The sequence below is a fragment of the Kolteria novifilia genome, assembly GCA_007748055.1.
Taxonomy (GTDB): domain Bacteria; phylum Planctomycetota; class Planctomycetia; order Kolteriales; family Kolteriaceae; genus Kolteria; species Kolteria novifilia.
In genome coordinates this window covers 2,545,630-2,564,003 of sequence record CP036279.1, presented here as the reverse complement: position 1 = coordinate 2,564,003, position 18,374 = coordinate 2,545,630, and the positions used below count along the sequence as shown (strand labels likewise).

Here is an 18,374-nt window from a genome sequence, read left to right as displayed (position 1 = left end):
CTCGTAGGCCGAAGTCATTCAGTTGACTTTCGCCCCTTATTACGAGTTGAAGCGTCGTCTTTGTTGGCGCCGCGGATCGTCCATGAGTGATCGACCGAAGACTCATTGGCAGGTCGCCCCCCTCCTCGGAGAAGACCCGAGTCGACTCGCGTCGATCGGTCGGTAAGGGATCACATCAAAGGAAATGGGTCAAGCTGTGTTCGGTTCCCCTCACAACAACGATTGTTGCACCGAGCCGCCTCGAGTCCAGTCTTCGAGCCACGGTGCGTCGAAAGCCCTACCCTGAAAGAGACTTGGCACAATCGACCTTATCGGGGGACACATGGCAGATCGGGTCTTCGAAACGTGCGGCGCTCGAGGCTACACTTTCCGCTATCCGCTAGCTTGGAGCAAGGAGGTGGAAGAGTCAGACGAGGGAACCTCGATCGTCCTGCAAAGTGACGGGGTCACCTTCGCGGTTGTCGGCCTCTACGACAGCTCGATCGCCCCCGAGGCGGTGGTCGAGAACGCCATCGAGTCGCTGCGCGAGGAGCACCCCTCCCTCGAGTTGGAAGAACTCGAGTCGAAGGCCCATCCTCAAGCCCGCGGTTTCGAGGTCCTCTTCTTCAGCATCGACGTCCTGACGACCTGCCTGATCCAGAGTTGGACGTGGGACGAGACGACCTTCTTCGTGATGGTTCAAACGATGGAGAAAGAGGCCGAGATGGGCCGAGCGGCCTTCGAGTTCCTCGCCCAGTCCTTCCGCCTCGACGGTGTCAAAGAACCTGACGCTTGAGGGAGCCACTCCTTCCTCTTCCCCTCGTCGAGCCGGTCTCTCTCCACCTTGTCCAACGGGGAAGTTCGTGGGGGTCTCTCCTTTATCCCCACTCAATTGGCAAACCAGGCAAAAGACAGAAGACAGCGACCCCCCTCTTTCTCCCCTTGGTCATGGGGGGACGGCTGAGGCTCCCAGCGGTCCCCAAATGGCGAACGCAGGGCCAGTCTCTTGGAATTCGCCTCCCATCGTCCGAAACAGGAGTCGCTATCTCGTTGACCAATCGGTTATGATAAATGTGTGAAGACAACGTATCAGAGGTGATGCGGGATCGCGACGGCCTACGCCAACATGGGAAGCCTAGGAAGCCCAGGAAGGGCAGTTTGTACCCGCCCACCGATGAAGGGACGTGCCCACGTTGACGAGGGTACCCCAGGATTCAAGATGCAACCATTGGTCCAGCGAACGGATCACGCGCGGAGAGATTGAGGAGCACGAGTGTCGAAACGACTAGCGGGATTGGCAGCCGAATCATCAGCCACGGGAGCGGCGTATCGCGCCGTCGGGCAGTATCTTGCGACGGTGGCTCACTACGCGCATCGAATCCGCGACGCCTCCGAGGCCGAGGTCGAGGACGTCCATCAATTGCGTGTCTTCACACGGCGAACGGTGGCGGCGCTGCGCGTTTTCGAGAAGTTCCTCCCCGAAAAATCGGTCCGTAAGCTGAAGCGGCGCTTGGCTGGACTGCGCCGATCGGCCGGCGACGCCCGTGACCTCGACGTGATGATTCTCGATCTCGAGAAGCTCACCCAGGAAGTGACCGACGTCGAGTCGTACACGTTGGAAGTCCTCTCGGAACGCTCGACCAACGAGCGCGTCACCGCGTACGAGAAGCTGCGCAAGGCCCTCGCGGAGCTGGAGGAGAAGGGATTCTGGAGGTGGTGCGAAAAGCAGTTTGGGGATTTCCCCAAGCAACCGAGCAAGCAAACGCTCGGCCAACTCGCCAAGCACTCGTTGCGTGACGACGTCTCGGAGCTCTACCGCCGCGAGAGACGAGCCCACGAACATCAGGAGGATTTCGAGGAGTTGCACCGCGTCCGGATTGCCGGCAAGGGATTCCGCTACGCGTTGGAACTCTTCGAGGGCTGCTTCGAACCGACCGACCAGGAAAAGCTCTACGCTCCGGTTAAGAAGATGCAGGACTACCTCGGGGCGGTCAACGACGACCACACCTTCCTGATCCGTTTCGAACGGCTCGCCGAACAGATCGACCAGAAGAAGCGCAAGGAACGCACCGACGAGGACAAACGCTTCAAGCGGGGCCTGACCCGGCTCATCGAGCGATATCGCCAGCGGCTCGAGGACGACGCCAAGGCGTTTGACGAGTACTGGGCCCTGGAGATGGGCGACCAATATCGCCAGGTCTTCCGCCAGATCGTCGAGAGACGCGGCACCAACGGCGTCAAACATCCCGCACGCGAGAAATCGTCGCCAAAACAGCGCGCCGGTAGGCCAAGAGAAGTCTTGTCCTAAAACGATCGACCAACTAACGTCAGCGCCGACGACTGTCTGGGAGCCAACCGGCCGAACCACTGGGGAGTTGCGAGGCCGGTTACCCGCAGGAAGCCAAGTCTACCAAAAGACTTAGGGAACCACCTGCCCGATGTGGCCCGACGACGGGTCGCCGACTCCTTCCAACCGCGGGCTCGCACCGGCTTGGGTGTGCTCCCGCTTCCCCGCCGTGACCCGGAGCCGCTCCATCCTCAAGCGTTCTCAAGGTCGGCGATGACGAAAGGCAAGGACGCCGTGCGTTACTTCTTCTCGGTGGGCGAACCGAGTGGCGATCTTCACGCCGCGAATCTGATCGCGGCCCTCCAGGCCCTCGACCCTCAAGCGGAGTGTTCCGGCTTCGGCGGCGACCTCATGGAGCGTGCCGGCTGCGAGTTGCTCTACAAGCTCGCCGATCAAGCGATCATGGGCATTGGCGGCGTCGTCAAGGCCCTGCCCCTGATCTTGCGGCTCCTTGGCCAAACCAAACAACATCTCGCGAGCTGGCGTCCCGACGTGGTGATTCTCGTCGATTACCCAGGATTCAACTGGCAGGTCGCGAAGATCGCCAAGCAACTCGACATCCCCGTTCACTACTACTGCCCACCACAGATCTGGGCTTGGGCGACCTGGCGCGTCCGGCGGATGCGGGCAAACGTCGACCGGGTCTATTGCTGCCTCCCCTTCGAGGAGACCTGGTTTCGCAAACGGGGCGTCCACGGCGCCGAGTACGTCGGGCACCCCTACTTCGACGAGCTGACCCAGCGTCGACTCGACGACGCCTTTCTCGAGAACCAGCGCGGTCGGGATCTGCGCAAAGTCGTGGCGCTCTTACCTGGGTCGCGGACACGTGAAGTGCATCAAAATGTGATCACTTTGGTCCGATCCGCGCGAAAAATTGCCGAGAACGTGCCCAATTCGCGCTTCTTAGTGGCCGGTTTCAAGGAAAAACAGCGCCCGATGCTCGAAAAGGCGATCGCCCGCAGCGGGCTGAATATCGAGGTCCACGTCGGCCGCACGCCCGAGATCATCCAGCTCGCCGATGCTGCCGTGTCGGTCTCCGGTTCCGTCAGTCTGGAATTGCTCTACCACTGCGTCCCGACGACGATCATCTATCACCTCAATCCGCTCTACGACGCGCTACGGAGCCAATTCCTGAGGGTTCCGTACATCACGCTGGTCAACTTGATCGCCAATCGCGAACTCTTCCCCGAGTGCGTCGGCTGGCGTGACCTCTCAACTCAAGTCGCAGAAACGGTTTGTGGTTGGCTAAGCGACAAGGAGAAACGGGAACAACTCCGGTTGGAGCTCGAACAGTTGAAGTCGAAGCACGCCCAGCCCGGGGCCACATATCGCGCCGCCCAGATGATCCATGGCAGCATTGCCGAGGATCTCTCCCAAGCCGCTTGACCGAAGACCGACTCAGGACGCCCGCGGGCCTCTGGGCTCGCGTTTCCCCGTCGACCGACTTTTCCCCGACGAAGTCTCTCCCCGAACCTCGCCAAAACCGTTACGCTCAGGTTGCCATAGAACGGCGAGGCGAGAAACGACGGGAGTGAAACCTACCCTCCATGACGAGCGAATCCTTTCAACGCGGGCTACCCTGGGCCATCCGCTACGCACTGCGGCGCGTTCGCTTCTGGCTGGTGACGGTCGCCACCTTCGACGGCATCGCCCTGGCCGCTCTCGGGATCGTGCTGGTTGGCTGGCTTAGCCTCGTCGTCGACTTTGGCTTCGAACCCGATCTCCCCACGCGCGTGGTCCTGCTTGCGTTCGGCCTCGGCGCCATCGTCTGGCTGACCTTCCGCTACGTCGTCGCTCGGCTCCTCGCCCGTCCGAATGACCGGCAACTCGCGATGCTCCTGGAGCGACGACTCCCGGAGTTGGGCGATCGCCTCGTGACCGCCATCGAATTGCTCAATGGACCGCACCCCTTCTCCGATCCCTTCGTCGTCGAGGCCACCATGCAGGCCAATGAGCGACTCGAGGGGTTTTCCATGCGAAGGATCCTCCGTATCAGCAACGTTTGGCGGCACGGGCTTTTGCTCCTTGCCGCCCTCGCGATCACGTTGACACTGGTGTCTACCTTCCCGGTGACAGCATCGACGTGGTTCGAGCGCGTCGCCCTACTGCGACCGATCCGCTATCCCCGCGCGACACACCTGCTGTTCGACCACTTCGAGGATGGGACCGCCAAAGTGGCCAAGGGACGCGATTTCGAATTCAACCTCGCCGCCGATCCCGACGGCGTCGTCCCCGAACGCGTGCGTCTGAAGTTCTGGATGCGGGAGTCCGGCACCAGCGGCTCGAGCTACCTGACGAAGATCGGCTCGCACCGCTTTCGCCACGTCTTTCAAGACGTACTCGAACCAATCACTTTCTGGGTTCGCGGCGGGGACGACAGCTCCGACTATCTCCGGTTGATCGTCGTGGAAGCTCCCGTCCTTGAGAAGGTCACGCTTCACAGCGACTATCCCGCTCATACTCGGCTCGGCGAGCGGGAAACGGAGCTGACTGGCGGCCAAATCCCACTTCCGTTCGGAACCCAGGCGACGCTTACCCTCGGCTGCAACAAGCCGCTTCAGTCGATGCGCTGCCTCGTCGGCGAAGAGGAGATGCCGATCGAACGACTCGACGAGCGAACCTTCTCGGTCCGCTTTCCCGTCGAGCAGTCGCTCGCGCTTCGAATCACCTACGAGGACATCGACGGCATCGGTCCCGAAGAGACCTTTCCGATCGACATCATCTCGGTTCCCGACGAAGCCCCCTATGTTCAAGCGAGTCCCGAGGGGATCGGCACTTCGGTGACGCCACGGGCCCGTCTTCCCATTCGACTAAGTGTCAAAGATGATCATGGGATCGCCGATCTCGCGTTTCGCGTTCGCCGTGGACGCTCCGAAAGTGCTTCCTCCGAGCCGACCAACGAGGAGTCTGCGTCCGAGGAAGAGCTTGTGCCCATCGCGATGGCCGAGCCCCTGAGCCGGAAAGTTCGCGTGCTCGGCGTCTTCGATTTGCTCGAACGCGATCTTTCCGCGAACGAGACCCTCTCCCTCTCCGTCCAGGCGACCGACGGGGATTTGCTGACCGGCCCCAAGACCGGAACTTCGGAGACGTTTCCGTTTCGCGTCGTCACCGCCGAGGACCTCCTCTCGCTGCTCTCCCAACGCGAACTGGCCCTTCGGCAGCGATTTGAACAGATCATCCGCGAGTTGGTTGAAGCACGCGAGGGCCTCGAACCACTCCACGACGAGCAGAGCGCGACGCCGACCCGGCGCCGCCTGCACGTGGAGCGAATTTTGCATCGGCTGCGAAAGAGCGAGAATGAAGTGGGCGGCGTGCTCGGCGACTTTCGCGAGATCGCGCTGGAGATCGACAACAACCGCATCGAGTCCGACGCACTGCGCCAGCGGCTCGCCAGCGGGATCATTCGCCCGCTCGACGCGATGACGGGAGAGGATTTCCCCGCCTGTAAGAGCGTCCTGGCCAGCCTGCGCGACGCTCCCGAGGGCGATATCGCCGAACCGCTCCAGGTCGCCGAGGCGCATCTCGATCGACTCATCAGGACCGCGCGGTCAATTCTCGAGTCGATGGAGAAGATGGAAAGCTTCAACGAAGTCGTCGCCTTGCTCAAACAGATCCTCGAAGACCAGGAGGAGCTGACGGAAAAGACGCGACTAGAGAGGAAAAAAAGAGTACTCGATCTGTTAAGGTAGAGGAACTCGTCGGTTCGAGGTTGGCCGCAGAGAAGGACAAGCCATTGCGAAGCTTGCTTGCGTTGGTCGCATGCATGGGATGCCTTTCGCTCGGGTCGTTCGCCAACGCCCAGAGTGAGCCGAAGGACCTCGCTGAGCGTCAAGCGCGTCTCGCGGAGCGATTCGAGGAGTTCGAAACGCTTCTGGAGCGAATGGGCGACCACCTCGCCAACGGCGATCCTGAACGCTCCGCCCTCCTGAAGAAGGCGTTCGCCAAGTCGAAGAAGGATCTCATCGGCCTTGAGTTCGACGCCATCGCCAAGGCGCTCGACGAAAAACAGTACAGCAAGGCCCTCGACCGTCAACGCGCCCTACAAGAGGACATGGCGTCCCTGCTGGAGCTCTTAGTCTCCCAGGATCGCCTCAAACTCCTCCGCGAAGAGAAGCAGCGACTCGAACGGTTGGCCAAGGACGTCCGCAAGCTCATCGGCCAACAGCGTCAGATTCGCTCCGCCACCGAACGCGACCAACGCGGCGACGCGCCCACGCGACTCGCCGACAAACAGGGCGAACTCAAGCGGGAAGCCGAACGACTCGCGAAGGAGGCCGAAGCCTCTGGGGAAAACGCTCCCTCGGACTCGAAGTCGGCTCCCTCCGAGAGTCCCGACTCGCCCCCTCAGCAGGGAAGCCCCCAAGGATCGAGCGGCCCGCAACAGGACGGCAAGGCGTCGCCTCAAAAAAGCCTCGAACAAGCCCGCGAGGCGATGAAGGATGCCCAAGATCATCTCCAACAGCAACAGCGCGGCCCCGCCTCGGAAGATCAAGACAAAGCGATCCGCGACCTGAAGGAAGCGATCCGCAAGATCGAGGAGATCCTTCGCCAGCTCCGGGAGGAAGAGCGAACCGAGATGCTCGCCTCGCTCGAGTCACGACTGCACAAACTGATCGACATGCAGCAAGTCCTCAATCGAAAGACGGTCGAACTCGACAAGGACGCCGCCGTCAAGGAGAGCAAGACCGGCGAGCAGAAAGCGATCGCCCTCTCCGAGCGCGAACAGGAAGTGGTGCTCGGCCTCGACCAGATCCTGATGCTCCTCCGGGAGGATGGATCGGCCTTCGCCATGCCCGAGGCGGTTCAGGAAGCGCGCAACGACGCCAAACTCGTTGTCACCCGTCTGGCGCGGGGCGATGCCAGTTCCTTCACCCAGACGCTCGAGGAGTCGGTGCTCGAAGCCCTGCAAGACATGCTCGCCGCGGTCAAGGAGGAGCTCGAACAACTCCGCGAGTCGAAGTCGGGACAAGGGCAAGCTCCCGGCCAAGGAGGCCCCAACGCCGCCCTGATCAATCGCTTGGCGGAACTGCGGATGCTTCGCACGCTCCAATACCGCGTCAACAAGCGAACGTCTCGGATCGGCGAGGAACTCAAGGGACAGCCACCCACCAGCGAAGAGATGGTCGACGCCGTTCGGCAACTCGCGGAACGTCAGGAACGTATCGGCAAGATCAGCCGCGAGATCGCGACGGGAGCCCGCTAGTGAAGAGACACACAACCTCCCTCGTGCTGTTGGTGGGGATCGCCCTTCCCGCATTGGGCGACGACACGGAACCAGCGAAGAGGCAACCCGACAACGACACCAATTCCCCGGCGCTGGTGGCAATGAGCCGTGCCGAGGCCCAAATGAAGACGATGCAAGCCCTGCGCGAAAAGTTCCCCTCGCCCCAACAGGCCGACGAGATCCTCGAACCCCTGTGGTCCTCGAGCCTTCCCACCCTCGACGCGATCGGCTATTCGGTCCTCGAATCCGACCAAGAGGTCGCAACCTGGCTCGACGGCTTGCTCCAGAAACAAGCGGCTCCGCTCCCTTCGATGCTCGCCAGCGTCGACGGCGATCCGTTCCTCGGCCAGCAACTGAAACTCTTCGCTGGGCGGGAGTTGGTCCGAAGTCAGCGTTTGGACGAAGCGCTGACCTTGCTCGATAAGCTCGAGCCCAAGGAGGTCGTCGATCCCGCGGCCCTCCATTTCCAACGCGGCATCTGCCTCTACTATCTTCACCGGACCGAGCATGCCAAACGCGATCTCGGGCAGCTCGACAGGATCGAGGACGTTCCGCTGCGCTACCGAGCGATGGCCCAGTCGATGCTCGCCAACGTCGATCGCCTCGAACCGAAGTCACTCGACGGGATCGCCCACGACATGCGGGACGTCAAGCGTCGCTTGGCCCTCGGTCGAACGGGCAAGCGCGTGCAAGCGATCGAGAAGGATGTCTTGGATCGCCTCGACAACTTGATCGAGGATCTCGAGAAGCAGCGGCAACAGCAGCAAAGTTCCTCGAGCGCTGGCGGCGCGCCGTCCGGCACGCCCATGCAAGACAGTCAGCGAGCCGGAGCCAGTGGCGAAGGCAAGGTCAACGAACGCCGTTTCAAGGAAGGCGACTCCTGGGGAAACCTTCCCGACAAGGAACGGCAGCGAATCATGCAGGAACTCGGGCGCGACTATCCCGGACACTACCGGGACGCCATTGAAGAGTATTTCCGTCGCTTGGCGCGCGAGGAGGATGCCCCGTAACATGTTCAGACTCTGCACGCTTGCCTGTCTGCTCGCGGCTCCCGCCAGCGAATCGACAACCTCGACGCCCACCGACGAAGTTCAAGTCACGACCATCGACGGACGCTCTCTCCGGGGGCGACTGCGCCGGCTCGACGCCGAGGTCGTGGAGATTGAAACCAAGGAGAAACGGGAGCAACTCCCCGCCCACGATCTGCTCTCGCTCGACCGTATCGGGGCCGACATCGCGGCGGCGTCCGAGCCCATGGACCCGCCGGAGTCCGCCAAGCCGACGACGATCCTCCTCGCCGATGGATCACGGCTCCGCGCCACCCGCTTCGCCCTCGCCGATCAGGAAGCGACGATCACGCTCGCCAGCGGCCAGACGCTTCGGGTGCCGCGGGAACTGATTGCCGCCCTGCTCTTTGGCGAAGGAACCAACGCGATCGCGCGCTGGCAACGTCGCGGCCTGGCCGAGCGCGACGCCGATACCTTGATCGTCGTCCGCGAAGGAGTTTCCCACGAGATCACCGGAGGCGTCAACGCCCTCGACGAGGAGGCCCTTCACTTCAGTCTCGACGGGGAAGAGATCCCTGTCCCCAAGGAGCGACTGCATGCCGTCTATTTAAAGGGACCGGAGATTGACGTTCGGTCGCAGGCTTCGTTGCGTGATCGGGATGGCAATCACTGGCGGGTCCGCGAGTTGACCTTTCGGGAGGGGCGACTTCATTTCGCCATCGCCCCCGAAGTCGCGGTCGAGCTTCCCCTCGAGCGGACGGTGAGACTCGACTTCTCCGGCGATCGCATTCGCTTTCTCTCCGACCTCGACCCGACAGTCGTGCAGCACACACCCTTCTTCGATGTCGTCTGGCCGGTGCATCGTGACCAGAATGCCCGCGGCGAGGCACTCCGCGTCGCCGGCCAAGCGTTCGGCAAGGGACTGCTGGTTCACTCACGCACCGTGCTCGAATTCGACGTCACCGGCGACTACCGCGTCTTCGAGGCCGCCCTGGGGATCGAGGAGAGTGCCGGCCCGTTCGGAGACGCGATGGTCCGCGTCGGCTTGGACGGTCGTCAGCTTCGCGAGTGGCGCATCAAAGCGGGCGAGGCGCCGGTCAACATCTCCGTCGAGATCGCCGGCAAACAGCGCATGACGTTGGAAGTCGACTTCGGCCTCGGTCTCGACGTCGGTGACTACGTCGTCTTCGGCAACGCCCGGATCATGAAGTGAACAGCAATCCGATCTTTTCTCGCATGGACTGTTCCCCTGACTTGGGTGGCCCTGGTTCCTATGACCTCTCCCACAGGGAGAGGGGAACATGAGGCTCACTCTCCCACAGGGAGAGGGGAACAAAAGGCTCTCTCCCACGCGGAGAGCGGAACGCTCGACGTGGACTCTCCTTACCTCTCCTTGGGGAGAGGTCGGCGAACGCAGTGAGCCGGGTGAGGGAGTTTCCGACTCGGCAGAACAAGGGTGATAGTCAAAGAGAGGCCCCCTCACCCCTAGCCCCTCTCCCACAGGGAGAGGGGAACATGAGGCTCACTCTCCCACAGGGAGAGGGGAACATGAGGCTCACTCTCCCACAGGGAGAGGGGAACATGAGGCTCACTCTCCCACAGGGAGAGGGGAACAAAAGGCTCACTCCCACGGGGAGAGCGGAACGCTCGATGTGGACTCTCCTTACCTCTCCTTGGGGAGAGGTCGGCGAACGCAGTGAGCCGGGTGAGGGAGTTTCCGACTCGGCAGAACAAGGGTGATAGTCAAAGAGAGGCCCCCTCACCCCTAGCCCCTCTCCCACAGGGAGAGGGGAACATGAGGCTCACTCTCCCACAGGGAGAGGGGAACATGAGGCTCACTCTCCCACAGGGAGAGGGGAACATGAGGCTCACTCTCCCACAGGGAGAGGGGAACAAAAGGCTCTCTCCCACGGGGAGAGGGGAACATGAGGCTCACTCCCACGCGGAGAGCGGAACGCTCGACGTGGACTCTCCTTACCTCTCCTTGGGGAGAGGTCGGCGAACGCAGTGAGCCGGGTGAGGGAGTTTCCGACTCGGCAAAACAAGGGTGATAGTCAAAGAGAGGCCCCCTCACCCCTAGCCCCTCTCCCACAGGGAGAGGGGAACAAAAGGCTCACTCCCACAGGGAGAGGGGAACAAAAGGCTCTCTCCCACAGGGAGAGGGGAACAAAAGGCTCTCTCCCACAGGGAGAGGGGAACACGAGGCTCACTCCTACGCGGAGAGGGGAAGTTGACACCCCGGCGTCATGAAATCAACTGAGCCCCCATCGGAGAACCGCCAACCTTGATGTCCCTGCTCCTGCTCGTGAGCCTCTTCGGAGCCGAGCCCCAAGCACTGCCGAAACCCGACGCCAGCGTCCTGGATGAACAGAACCGCCGGGTCGCGATGATCAAGAGGATCACGCCCGCGGTGGTCGCGGTCTTCGGCAAGGACGATGCCGGCGGCGGCTCAGGCGTCCTGATCTCCAACGACGGCTACGTCCTGACCAACTTCCACGTCGTCCGCGGCAGTGGAATGGCGATGAAGGCCGGCCTCCCCGACGGCAAGGTCTACGACGCGGTCCTTGTCGGCATCGACCCCGTCGGCGACGTCGCGATGATCAAGCTCCTCGGCTCCGACGACTTTCCCGTCGCCACCATCGGCGACAGCGACCGTCTCCGGCTGGGCGAGACCGTCTACGCCGTCGGCAATCCCTTCCTGCTCGCGACCGACTTCCAACCGACCGTCACCGCCGGCATCGTCAGCGGGCTGCAACGCTACCAATACCCCGCCGGCACCCTGCTCGAGTACGCCGACTGCATCCAGACCGACGCCGCGATCAATCCCGGCAATAGCGGCGGGCCCCTCTTCAACGACGCGGGAGAACTCGTCGGCATCAACGGCCGGGGCCAGTTCGAAAAGCGCGGTCGCGTCAGCGTCGGCGTCGGATTCGCGATCTCCATCAATCAAATCAAACACTTCCTCGACCACTTGCGCGGCGGCCTCATCATCGACCACGCCACCCTCGGGGCGACCGTCACCAGCGACGCCGAAGGCCGCGTCGTCGTCGACAACATCCTCAGTTCCTCCGACGCCTACCGCCAAGGCCTCGACGTCGGGGACGAGATCGTTCGCTTCGGCGGCCGAGCCATCGCGAGCGTCAACGACTTCAAAAACGTCCTGGGCATCTACCCCTCCGGCTGGACCGTCGAGCTGACCTACCGCCGCGACGATCGCAAGGAGACGATCCACCCCAGACTCGTCGGCGTTCACGGCCCCGGCCAACTCGAGGAGATGATCGCTCCCAAGGAGAAGCCCACCCCCGACGGCCATCCCGAGATCGCTCCCGATAAGACCGACGTTCCCGAGAAGGCCCGCCCCTTCATCGAGGAGAAACCGGGCTTCGCCAACGAATACTTCAATCGCCTGCAACGCGAACGATTGCTCGCCGGCTTGCGACAGAAGATGGCCCGACCCGACGACACCAAGACGTGGCGGCTGACGCTCCTCGATCAGAAGCTCGCCGAGGCCAAGCTGCTCCTCGACGACAAAGCGGCCCTTTGGGACTCCCCACAGCGGAGCGACGCGATCGAACATGGTCGCGACGCGGTTCGCGGCGACGGGCTCGTCGGCCTGTTGGTGGCGCTCGATCAGTGGCGTGGGCTGCTCATCAACCCCGAACGCTGGTTCGAGGATGCGACGTTCGTCGGCGGCTACCCCTCGGGCGATGGCGCGCGGTGGCTGGCGATCCGCACCGACCACGCGGGGATCGTGACCACGTGGTACTTTGATCGCCACACCCAACTACTGCGGGCATTCGAGTGCGAGATCGACCCGGAACTCGCCCCGGTGCGCGTCTCCCTCGACAACTACCGAAGCCTCGAGGGCAAGCTCTTCCCCCACGACTGGCGTCTGGAAATTTCGAGCGGCCCCCTCGGCGAGTTCCGCGTCAAGGAGGTGACATTTGACGTCAAGTAAGCAAGCCCGCCCGACCGCTGTCGCCTGGGCCGTCACCCTGATGGCAGTCCCGCTCTTGGCATTGCCCTGCTCCGCCGATCTGCTCAGCGCCGACACCGACCGGGTTCACGAAACGCTGCGCGCGGTCGTCAAGCTCTACGGCGCCGGCGGCCTCGGGCGGATCGAGTCGCAGGGCAGCGGCATCCTCGTCTCCGCCGACGGCTTCATCCTCACCGTGCTCAACCCACTACTCGAAAGCGCCAAGCCGCTCGTCGTGCTCGACAATGGCCGACGTATCGAGGCGCGCATCGTCGGTGTCGACTCGACGCGGGAGTTGGCGCTACTGAAGGTCGAGGCGGAGGACCTTCCCTTCGTGCAGCTTCGGGCCTCCTCCGGGACGCGGGCGGGAGATCCGATCCTCGCGTACTCGAACTGTTTCAACATCGCCGCCGGCGCCGAGGCCGCCACCGTGCAGCGCGGCGTCATCGCCGCCGTCGCCAAGCTCCGCGCCCTTCAGGGCTTCGAGCGGTTTAGCTACCCTGGACGCGTTCTCGTCCTCGACGCGACGACCAACAACCCGGGCGCCGCCGGCGGAGCGATCACCGATCCGCGCGGGCGACTGCTCGGCATGATCGGCAAGGAAGTCCAGTCGGCCGCGACGCGGACGTGGGTCCACTACGCGATCCCGTGCGATACCCTCTTCTCCTTCGCCCAGCCCTTGATGTCGCAACGGCGCGACGAGAACGCCGCCCCCATCGACGTCGCCACCGCCGATCCCATGGCCGGCAGTCCTCGCAATACCACCATCGCTCGAAACGACCTCAAGGCCGCCGGTATCCAGCTTCTGCCGAACCTCCTGGACCGCACGCCCCCCTTTGTCGACGGCGTCCTCCCCGGCTCCGTCGCGGAACAGGCGGGCGTTCGCGCCGACGATCTAATCGTCTTTGTCAACGATCGGACCATTCAAGACCTCAACGATCTCCAAACCGTCCTCGGCTCGCTCGAGGAGGACGAACCGATCACCATCACCCTCCTGCGCGGCGACAAGCTCCTGACCGTCGAACTCGCGGAAAAGGCCGAGGGGACCAGCCGATGACGATGACGCGAACCCTTCCGGCGATCGTGCTGCTTCTCGCCGCGATACCACTGACAGCACAGGGTCAGTCGCCCGAGACTTCCGCCACGCGCGAGGCGGTCGCGAGAGCGGTCCAGCACGTCGCTCCCTCGGTCGTGCGGATCGAGACCACCACGGGCATGGAGCGAATCGGCCGTGTCCGCAAGGGACTGGGACCATCGACCGGCACCATCGTCGGGGCTGATGGCTGGATCGTCTCAAGCTCCTTCAATCTCGCCCACCGCCCGGCGGGGATCATCGTCTCGCTCGCCGATGGTCGCAAGTTCCCCGCCCGCGTCGTGGCTCAAGACGACACCCGCAAGCTGACGCTCCTCAACGTCGATGCCTCCGGACTGCCGGTGCCGACGCCCGCGCCGAAAGACGCGATCGCCAGCGGAGCGTGGGCGATCGCGTTGGGCAAGGTCTGGAGCAATACCGAGCCGTCGATCTCCGTCGGCATCGTCAGCGCCGTCGATCGCCTTGATGGCCGTGCGATTCAAACGGACGCGAAGATCTCGCCGACGAACTACGGCGGACCGCTCGTCGACATCGAGGGTCGCGTCTTGGGCGTGCTGGTTCCCCTCTCGCCAGGTGGTGACAGCGTCGAAGCGGGCTTGGAGTGGTACGACTCGGGCATCGGCTTCGCGATCTCCTTCGAAGAGATCCTTTCGCGTCTCGACCGCTTTCAGAAGGATGAACTCAAGCGGGGCTACCTCGGCGTCGCCTTTGGCGGCAAGAACCGCCTCGCGGAGCTTGGGCCGATCTCCCGGGTGGCGTGGCACTCGCCGATCGCGTCGCTCGGGGTCCAGCGCGGCGATCGCATCCTCGCGATCAACGGCAAGACGATCGAACGCTACGGTCATCTCGTCCAGGCCCTAAGGCCGCTCTACGCCAACGATGTCGTCACGCTGACCGTCGAGCGTGACGGGAAGCGACAAACGCACGAGGTCCCGCTCGCGGCGAAGCTCCCTGTCTACGAGCGGCCCTATGCGGGGGTGCTGGTCGATCACGCAAAGACGGGAGTTCGCGTTCGGGGTGTCGTCCCAGGGAGCCCGGCGGAAGCGGCGGGGCTGCGGGCGGGAGATGTGATTGGGGAGGTGAAGACAAGCGACTCGGAAGAGCCCTCTTCTAACTCCCAAGCCAAGAAACCTTCAGGGAAGCCCCCCTCTAACTCCCCCTTGGACAAGGGGGAGCAAAAGGACGGACCCTTGGACAAGGGGGAGCAAAAGGACGGTCCCTTGGACAAGGGGGAGAACCGGAAGGACAAGGGAGAGCCGAACGATGTCGTCACGTTGGCGAAGGTCTTCGACGATGTGCAACCGGGGGGGAAGGTGGAGCTGACGGTTGATCGCGAGGGGAAGACGCTTGCGGTGCCATTGACGCTTGGGCGTTTTCCGCTGGCGTTGCCGGAGGAGGTTCCATCGACGCCGCTGGCCCCGGGGGAGTGGGAGTTGAAGTCTTCCGAAGCCGAGCGCGATGCCGCGTGGAGCTATGCGCCGAAGACGGCTGTCAAGGAACCGCTGGGCGTTCTGTTCACGTTTCGTGCCTCCGACGATCCGACGGCGAAAGAACTGGCCGAGAGGTGGAAGCCCGTGCTCGAGAAGCATCGGCTGCTGCTTGCGGGGATTGGCCCTAAAGCGAAGAGGTGGCAGCGTTCGGATCTCGAGCGGGCCTCGACGCTGCTCGAGGACTTGGAGAAGCGATTCCCCATCAATCGTGATCGAGTGATCGTCGTTGGTCGAACCAATTCCGGAGCGGTCGCTGAGGCCTTCGTCAACGCGAATCGTCGCCGCGTCGGTGGACTGGTCCTTCTCGATGGAGGTCGGCTTTCTTCTCCCGAAACGCACCCCGACGAGAAGCTCGCCTACTGGATCGGCTGGAGCACCGACAACCCGAAGAAGTCGGGTTTCGAGCAAGCCGCCCAGCGATTGCGCAAAGCCAAGCATCCCGTCCTCGGTGGCGAGCGCACCACCACCGCCAAGACCTATCCCCCCGCTGACGAACGCCAGCGCATTGGCCGCTGGAGCGAGTTGATCGGGGCGTTGTAGAGACTTCGTCGGCCCCGGTTGAATCAACCGGGGGTCGCCTTGCGGGTTGTCGTGATCACCTTCTCTTGGCCAGCCCCGGTTGCTGTGCTACCGGGGCGGCGCAGCCGCAAGAAGTCGCGGGCGGTGGTTGAACGTCCGGGGACGGTTGACTGCCGGGGACGGATGACCGCCGGGGACGGATGACTGCCGGGGACGGATGACCGCCGGCGGGTGCGGGTTTTGCGCGAGACTTCTCGCCGACTTCGTCGGCCCCGGTTGAATCAACCGGGGGTCGCCTTGCGGGTTGTCGTGATCACCTTCTCTTGGCCAGCCCCGGTTGCTGTGCTACCGGGGCGGCGCAGCCGCAAGAAGTCGCGGGCGGTGGTTGAACGTCCGGGGACGGTTGACTGCCGGGGACGGTTGACCGCCGGGGACGGATGACTGCCGGCGGGTGCGGGTCTTGCGCGAGACTTCTCGCCGACTTCGTCGGCCCCGGTTGAATCAACCGGGGGTCGCCTTGCGGGTTGTCGTGATCACCTTCTTTCGGCCAGCCCCGGTTGCTGTGCTACCGGGGCGGCGCAGCCGCAAGAAGTCGCGGGCGGTGGTTGAACGTCCGGGGACGGATGACTGCCGGGGACGGTTGACTGCCGGGGACGGTTGACTGCCGGCGGGTGCGGGTTTTGCGCGAGACTTCTCGCCGACTTCGTCGGCCCCGGTTGAATCAACCGGGGGTCGCCTTGCGGGTTGTCGTGATCACCTTCTCTTGGCCAGCCCCGGTTGCTGTGCTACCGGGGCGGCGCAGCCGCAAGAAGTCGCGGGCGGTGGTTGAACGTCCGGGGACGGATGACTGCCGGGGACGGATGACTGCCGGGGACGGATGACTGCCGGGGACGGATGACTGCCGGGGACGGATGACCGCCGCGGACGGATGACTGCCGCGGACGGATGACTGCCGGGGACGGTTGAACGTCCGGGGACGGTTGAACGTCCGGGGACGGTTGACCGCCGGGGACGGTTGACTGCCGGGGACGGTTGACTGCCGGCGGGTGCGGGTTTTGCGCGAGACTTCTCGCCGACTTCGTCGGCCCCGGTTGAATCAACCGGGGGTCGCCTTGCGGGTTGTCGTGATCACCTTCTCTTGGCCAGCCCCGGTTGCTGTGCTACCGGGGCGGCGCAGCCGCAAGAAGTCGCGGGCGGTGGTTGAACATCCGGGAACGGTTGACTGCCGGGGACGGTTGACCGCCGGGGACGGATGACCGCCGGGGACGGATGACCGCCGGGGACGGATGACCGCCGGGGACGGATGACCGCCGGGGACGGATGACTGCCGGCGGGTGCGGGTCTTGCGCGAGACTTCTCGCCGACTTCGTCGGCCCCGGTTGAATCAACCGGGGGTCGCCTTGCGGGTTGTCGTGATCACCTTCTCTTGGCCAGCCCCGGTTGAATCAACCGGGGGTCGCCTTGCGGGTTGTTGTGATCACCTTCTTTCGGCCAGCCCCGGTCTGGCTCGTCACTCATTGGCATTGAGTCGCTGGAGCCCCCACATGTCCCTCGACCGATCGGTGCTACTGCCGCTTGTCGCGTCGCAGCTTGGCACGAAGGGAAAGATCGCGGCCAAGATGGGGGCGGTGATTGATGAGCTGGAAAAGGATCATCCGCACGCCGACTGGGCGAAGTTTCGCAAGCTCCCCTACGACCGAATCGCTCCGATGAAGAAGTGGCTGACACATCGCTTCACCGAAGAGCCACCAACGATCCCCGTCAAAGGGCTATGGTTCGGTCTCTGCCACACCAAGCACGGCAGCAAGTCGGCCGACCTCTATCTGTCGGCGTCCTCTCGATTTGGCGGCCACGACCCGGCTTTTCGCTGGGCCCGCGATGCCGAGTACCACCCCGACGACTGCTACGCCCGTTCGGATGCCCTCTGGAAGATCTACCAGGCGGCCCACCGCAAGAAGGGTCGTCTCAAGGAGACGGCCGAACGTCCCCTTTGTTTCGCATACGCCTGCTTAGTCATGGTCAAGCTCCTGGCGGAACTGGCTGAGCCACGGTTGCTGTTGGGCAGCTCGGACTCCGTGGGCGTCGCGGCAGGCTATACGATCGGCGAGGCGTTGCTGCTCGGCCGGCTCTCGCAAGAGGGCTTTGAGCTCACGAGTGACGAAGCCCGGAAGCTCGCGGAATCGACACTGGAGCCCGAACCGATCACCGGTCGAGACAGCTTCTGGAACCTGATCGCCGAGTTGATCGAAGAGACCGGCACTCTCGAAGACTTCGAGAAACGGCTCGAGGACGAGCTATCACGTCGTCCGCCCGAGGAAGCCCAAGCGTTCGCCCGCGAGTCTCGAGCTCGTCTCGAAGAGACGTGCAACTGGGACCTCTACGCCGCCGCGACGAACATCGGCTGTGTTTCCGAAGACGCCTTTCTGAGCTTTCGCCGCTGGACTATCTATCAGGGCCCGCGGCAGTACGCGCGGATCGTCCGAGATCCCGACTATCTCGGCGAGTACGATCCGACCGCCGAGCCGCTCGAGCACTGGTACAGCGACTACTCACCGCTTCATTACCTGGGAAGCGATGAAGAACGGTCCCTTTCCCCTTTTCCCAAGGGCGAGAGTCCCTACGGCAGCGACCAAGAGCTTGCCGCGCGTTTCCCGAAGCTCTGGAAGCGACTGCGGCAGTGAGGATGAATGTCCCGTTGCGTGGAACAATGCATTTCCGAGTCGCCCAACGCGTTCGATT

11 protein-coding genes are annotated in these 18,374 nt (G+C 63.5%); all 11 read left to right on the top strand.

Going from position 1 to position 18,374, the window contains the following annotated elements:
• The first annotated feature begins 322 nt into the window (after window positions 1-322).
• The 11 genes from Pan216_RS09470 (at window position 323) to Pan216_RS09420 (ending at window position 18,316) form a co-directional block, all read left to right on the top strand.
• A complete protein-coding gene (locus Pan216_RS09470; RefSeq protein WP_145257758.1) occupies window positions 323-775 on the top strand; it encodes a hypothetical protein in 453 nt (150 codons plus the stop codon).
• 477 nt (window positions 776-1,252) lie between these two features.
• A complete protein-coding gene (locus Pan216_RS09465) occupies window positions 1,253-2,287 on the top strand; it encodes a CHAD domain-containing protein (RefSeq protein WP_145257757.1) in 1,035 nt (344 codons plus the stop codon).
• A gap of 252 nt (window positions 2,288-2,539) precedes the next feature.
• Window positions 2,540-3,712: a lipid-A-disaccharide synthase gene (gene lpxB, locus Pan216_RS09460; RefSeq protein WP_145257756.1), complete on the top strand. Its 1,173-nt coding sequence runs from the start codon at window positions 2,540-2,542 to the stop codon at window positions 3,710-3,712.
• Window positions 3,713-3,873: 161 nt separating this feature from the next.
• Window positions 3,874-6,015 carry a hypothetical protein gene (locus Pan216_RS09455; protein WP_145257755.1) on the top strand — a complete coding sequence of 714 codons (2,142 nt, stop codon included), beginning with the start codon at window positions 3,874-3,876 and terminating at the stop codon, window positions 6,013-6,015.
• A gap of 44 nt (window positions 6,016-6,059) precedes the next feature.
• A complete protein-coding gene (locus Pan216_RS09450; protein ID WP_145257754.1) occupies window positions 6,060-7,529 on the top strand; it encodes a hypothetical protein in 1,470 nt (489 codons plus the stop codon).
• Entirely contained in the window at window positions 7,529-8,560 is a 1,032-nt protein-coding gene (locus Pan216_RS09445) for a hypothetical protein (RefSeq protein WP_145257753.1), read from the top strand. The genes Pan216_RS09450 and Pan216_RS09445 overlap by 1 nt, the downstream gene beginning before the upstream one ends.
• Window position 8,561: 1 nt before the next feature.
• Window positions 8,562-9,770 carry an NPCBM/NEW2 domain-containing protein gene (locus tag Pan216_RS09440; protein WP_419193452.1) on the top strand — a complete coding sequence of 403 codons (1,209 nt, stop codon included), beginning with the start codon at window positions 8,562-8,564 and terminating at the stop codon, window positions 9,768-9,770.
• A gap of 1,074 nt (window positions 9,771-10,844) precedes the next feature.
• A complete protein-coding gene (locus Pan216_RS09435) occupies window positions 10,845-12,515 on the top strand; it encodes a S1C family serine protease (RefSeq protein WP_145263811.1) in 1,671 nt (556 codons plus the stop codon).
• The gene (locus Pan216_RS09430; protein ID WP_145257751.1) at window positions 12,502-13,590 is read left to right on the top strand and encodes a S1C family serine protease; all 1,089 of its coding nucleotides are present in this window, start codon (window positions 12,502-12,504) and stop codon (window positions 13,588-13,590) included. Before Pan216_RS09435 ends, Pan216_RS09430 begins: the two co-directional genes overlap by 14 nt.
• Window positions 13,587-15,656: a trypsin-like peptidase domain-containing protein gene (locus Pan216_RS09425; protein WP_145257750.1), complete on the top strand. Its 2,070-nt coding sequence runs from the start codon at window positions 13,587-13,589 to the stop codon at window positions 15,654-15,656. Before Pan216_RS09430 ends, Pan216_RS09425 begins: the two co-directional genes overlap by 4 nt.
• A gap of 1,523 nt (window positions 15,657-17,179) precedes the next feature.
• Entirely contained in the window at window positions 17,180-18,316 is a 1,137-nt protein-coding gene (locus Pan216_RS09420) for a DUF4240 domain-containing protein (protein ID WP_145257749.1), read from the top strand.
• Window positions 18,317-18,374 lie beyond the last annotated feature (58 nt).

What these genes read in the sequence shown, in the direction of transcription:
- Pan216_RS09470 (WP_145257758.1), top strand. Translation starts at nt 323, where the DNA reads ATGGCAGATCGGGTCTTCGAAACGTGCGGCGCTCGAGGCTACACTTTC.
- lpxB (WP_145257756.1), top strand. Translation starts at nt 2,540, where the DNA reads ATGACGAAAGGCAAGGACGCCGTGCGTTACTTCTTCTCGGTGGGCGAA.
- Pan216_RS09455 (WP_145257755.1), top strand. Translation starts at nt 3,874, where the DNA reads ATGACGAGCGAATCCTTTCAACGCGGGCTACCCTGGGCCATCCGCTAC.
- Pan216_RS09440 (WP_419193452.1), top strand. Translation starts at nt 8,562, where the DNA reads ATGTTCAGACTCTGCACGCTTGCCTGTCTGCTCGCGGCTCCCGCCAGC.
- Pan216_RS09435 (WP_145263811.1), top strand. Translation starts at nt 10,845, where the DNA reads ATGTCCCTGCTCCTGCTCGTGAGCCTCTTCGGAGCCGAGCCCCAAGCA.
- Pan216_RS09425 (WP_145257750.1), top strand. Translation starts at nt 13,587, where the DNA reads ATGACGATGACGCGAACCCTTCCGGCGATCGTGCTGCTTCTCGCCGCG.
- Pan216_RS09420 (WP_145257749.1), top strand. Translation starts at nt 17,180, where the DNA reads ATGTCCCTCGACCGATCGGTGCTACTGCCGCTTGTCGCGTCGCAGCTT.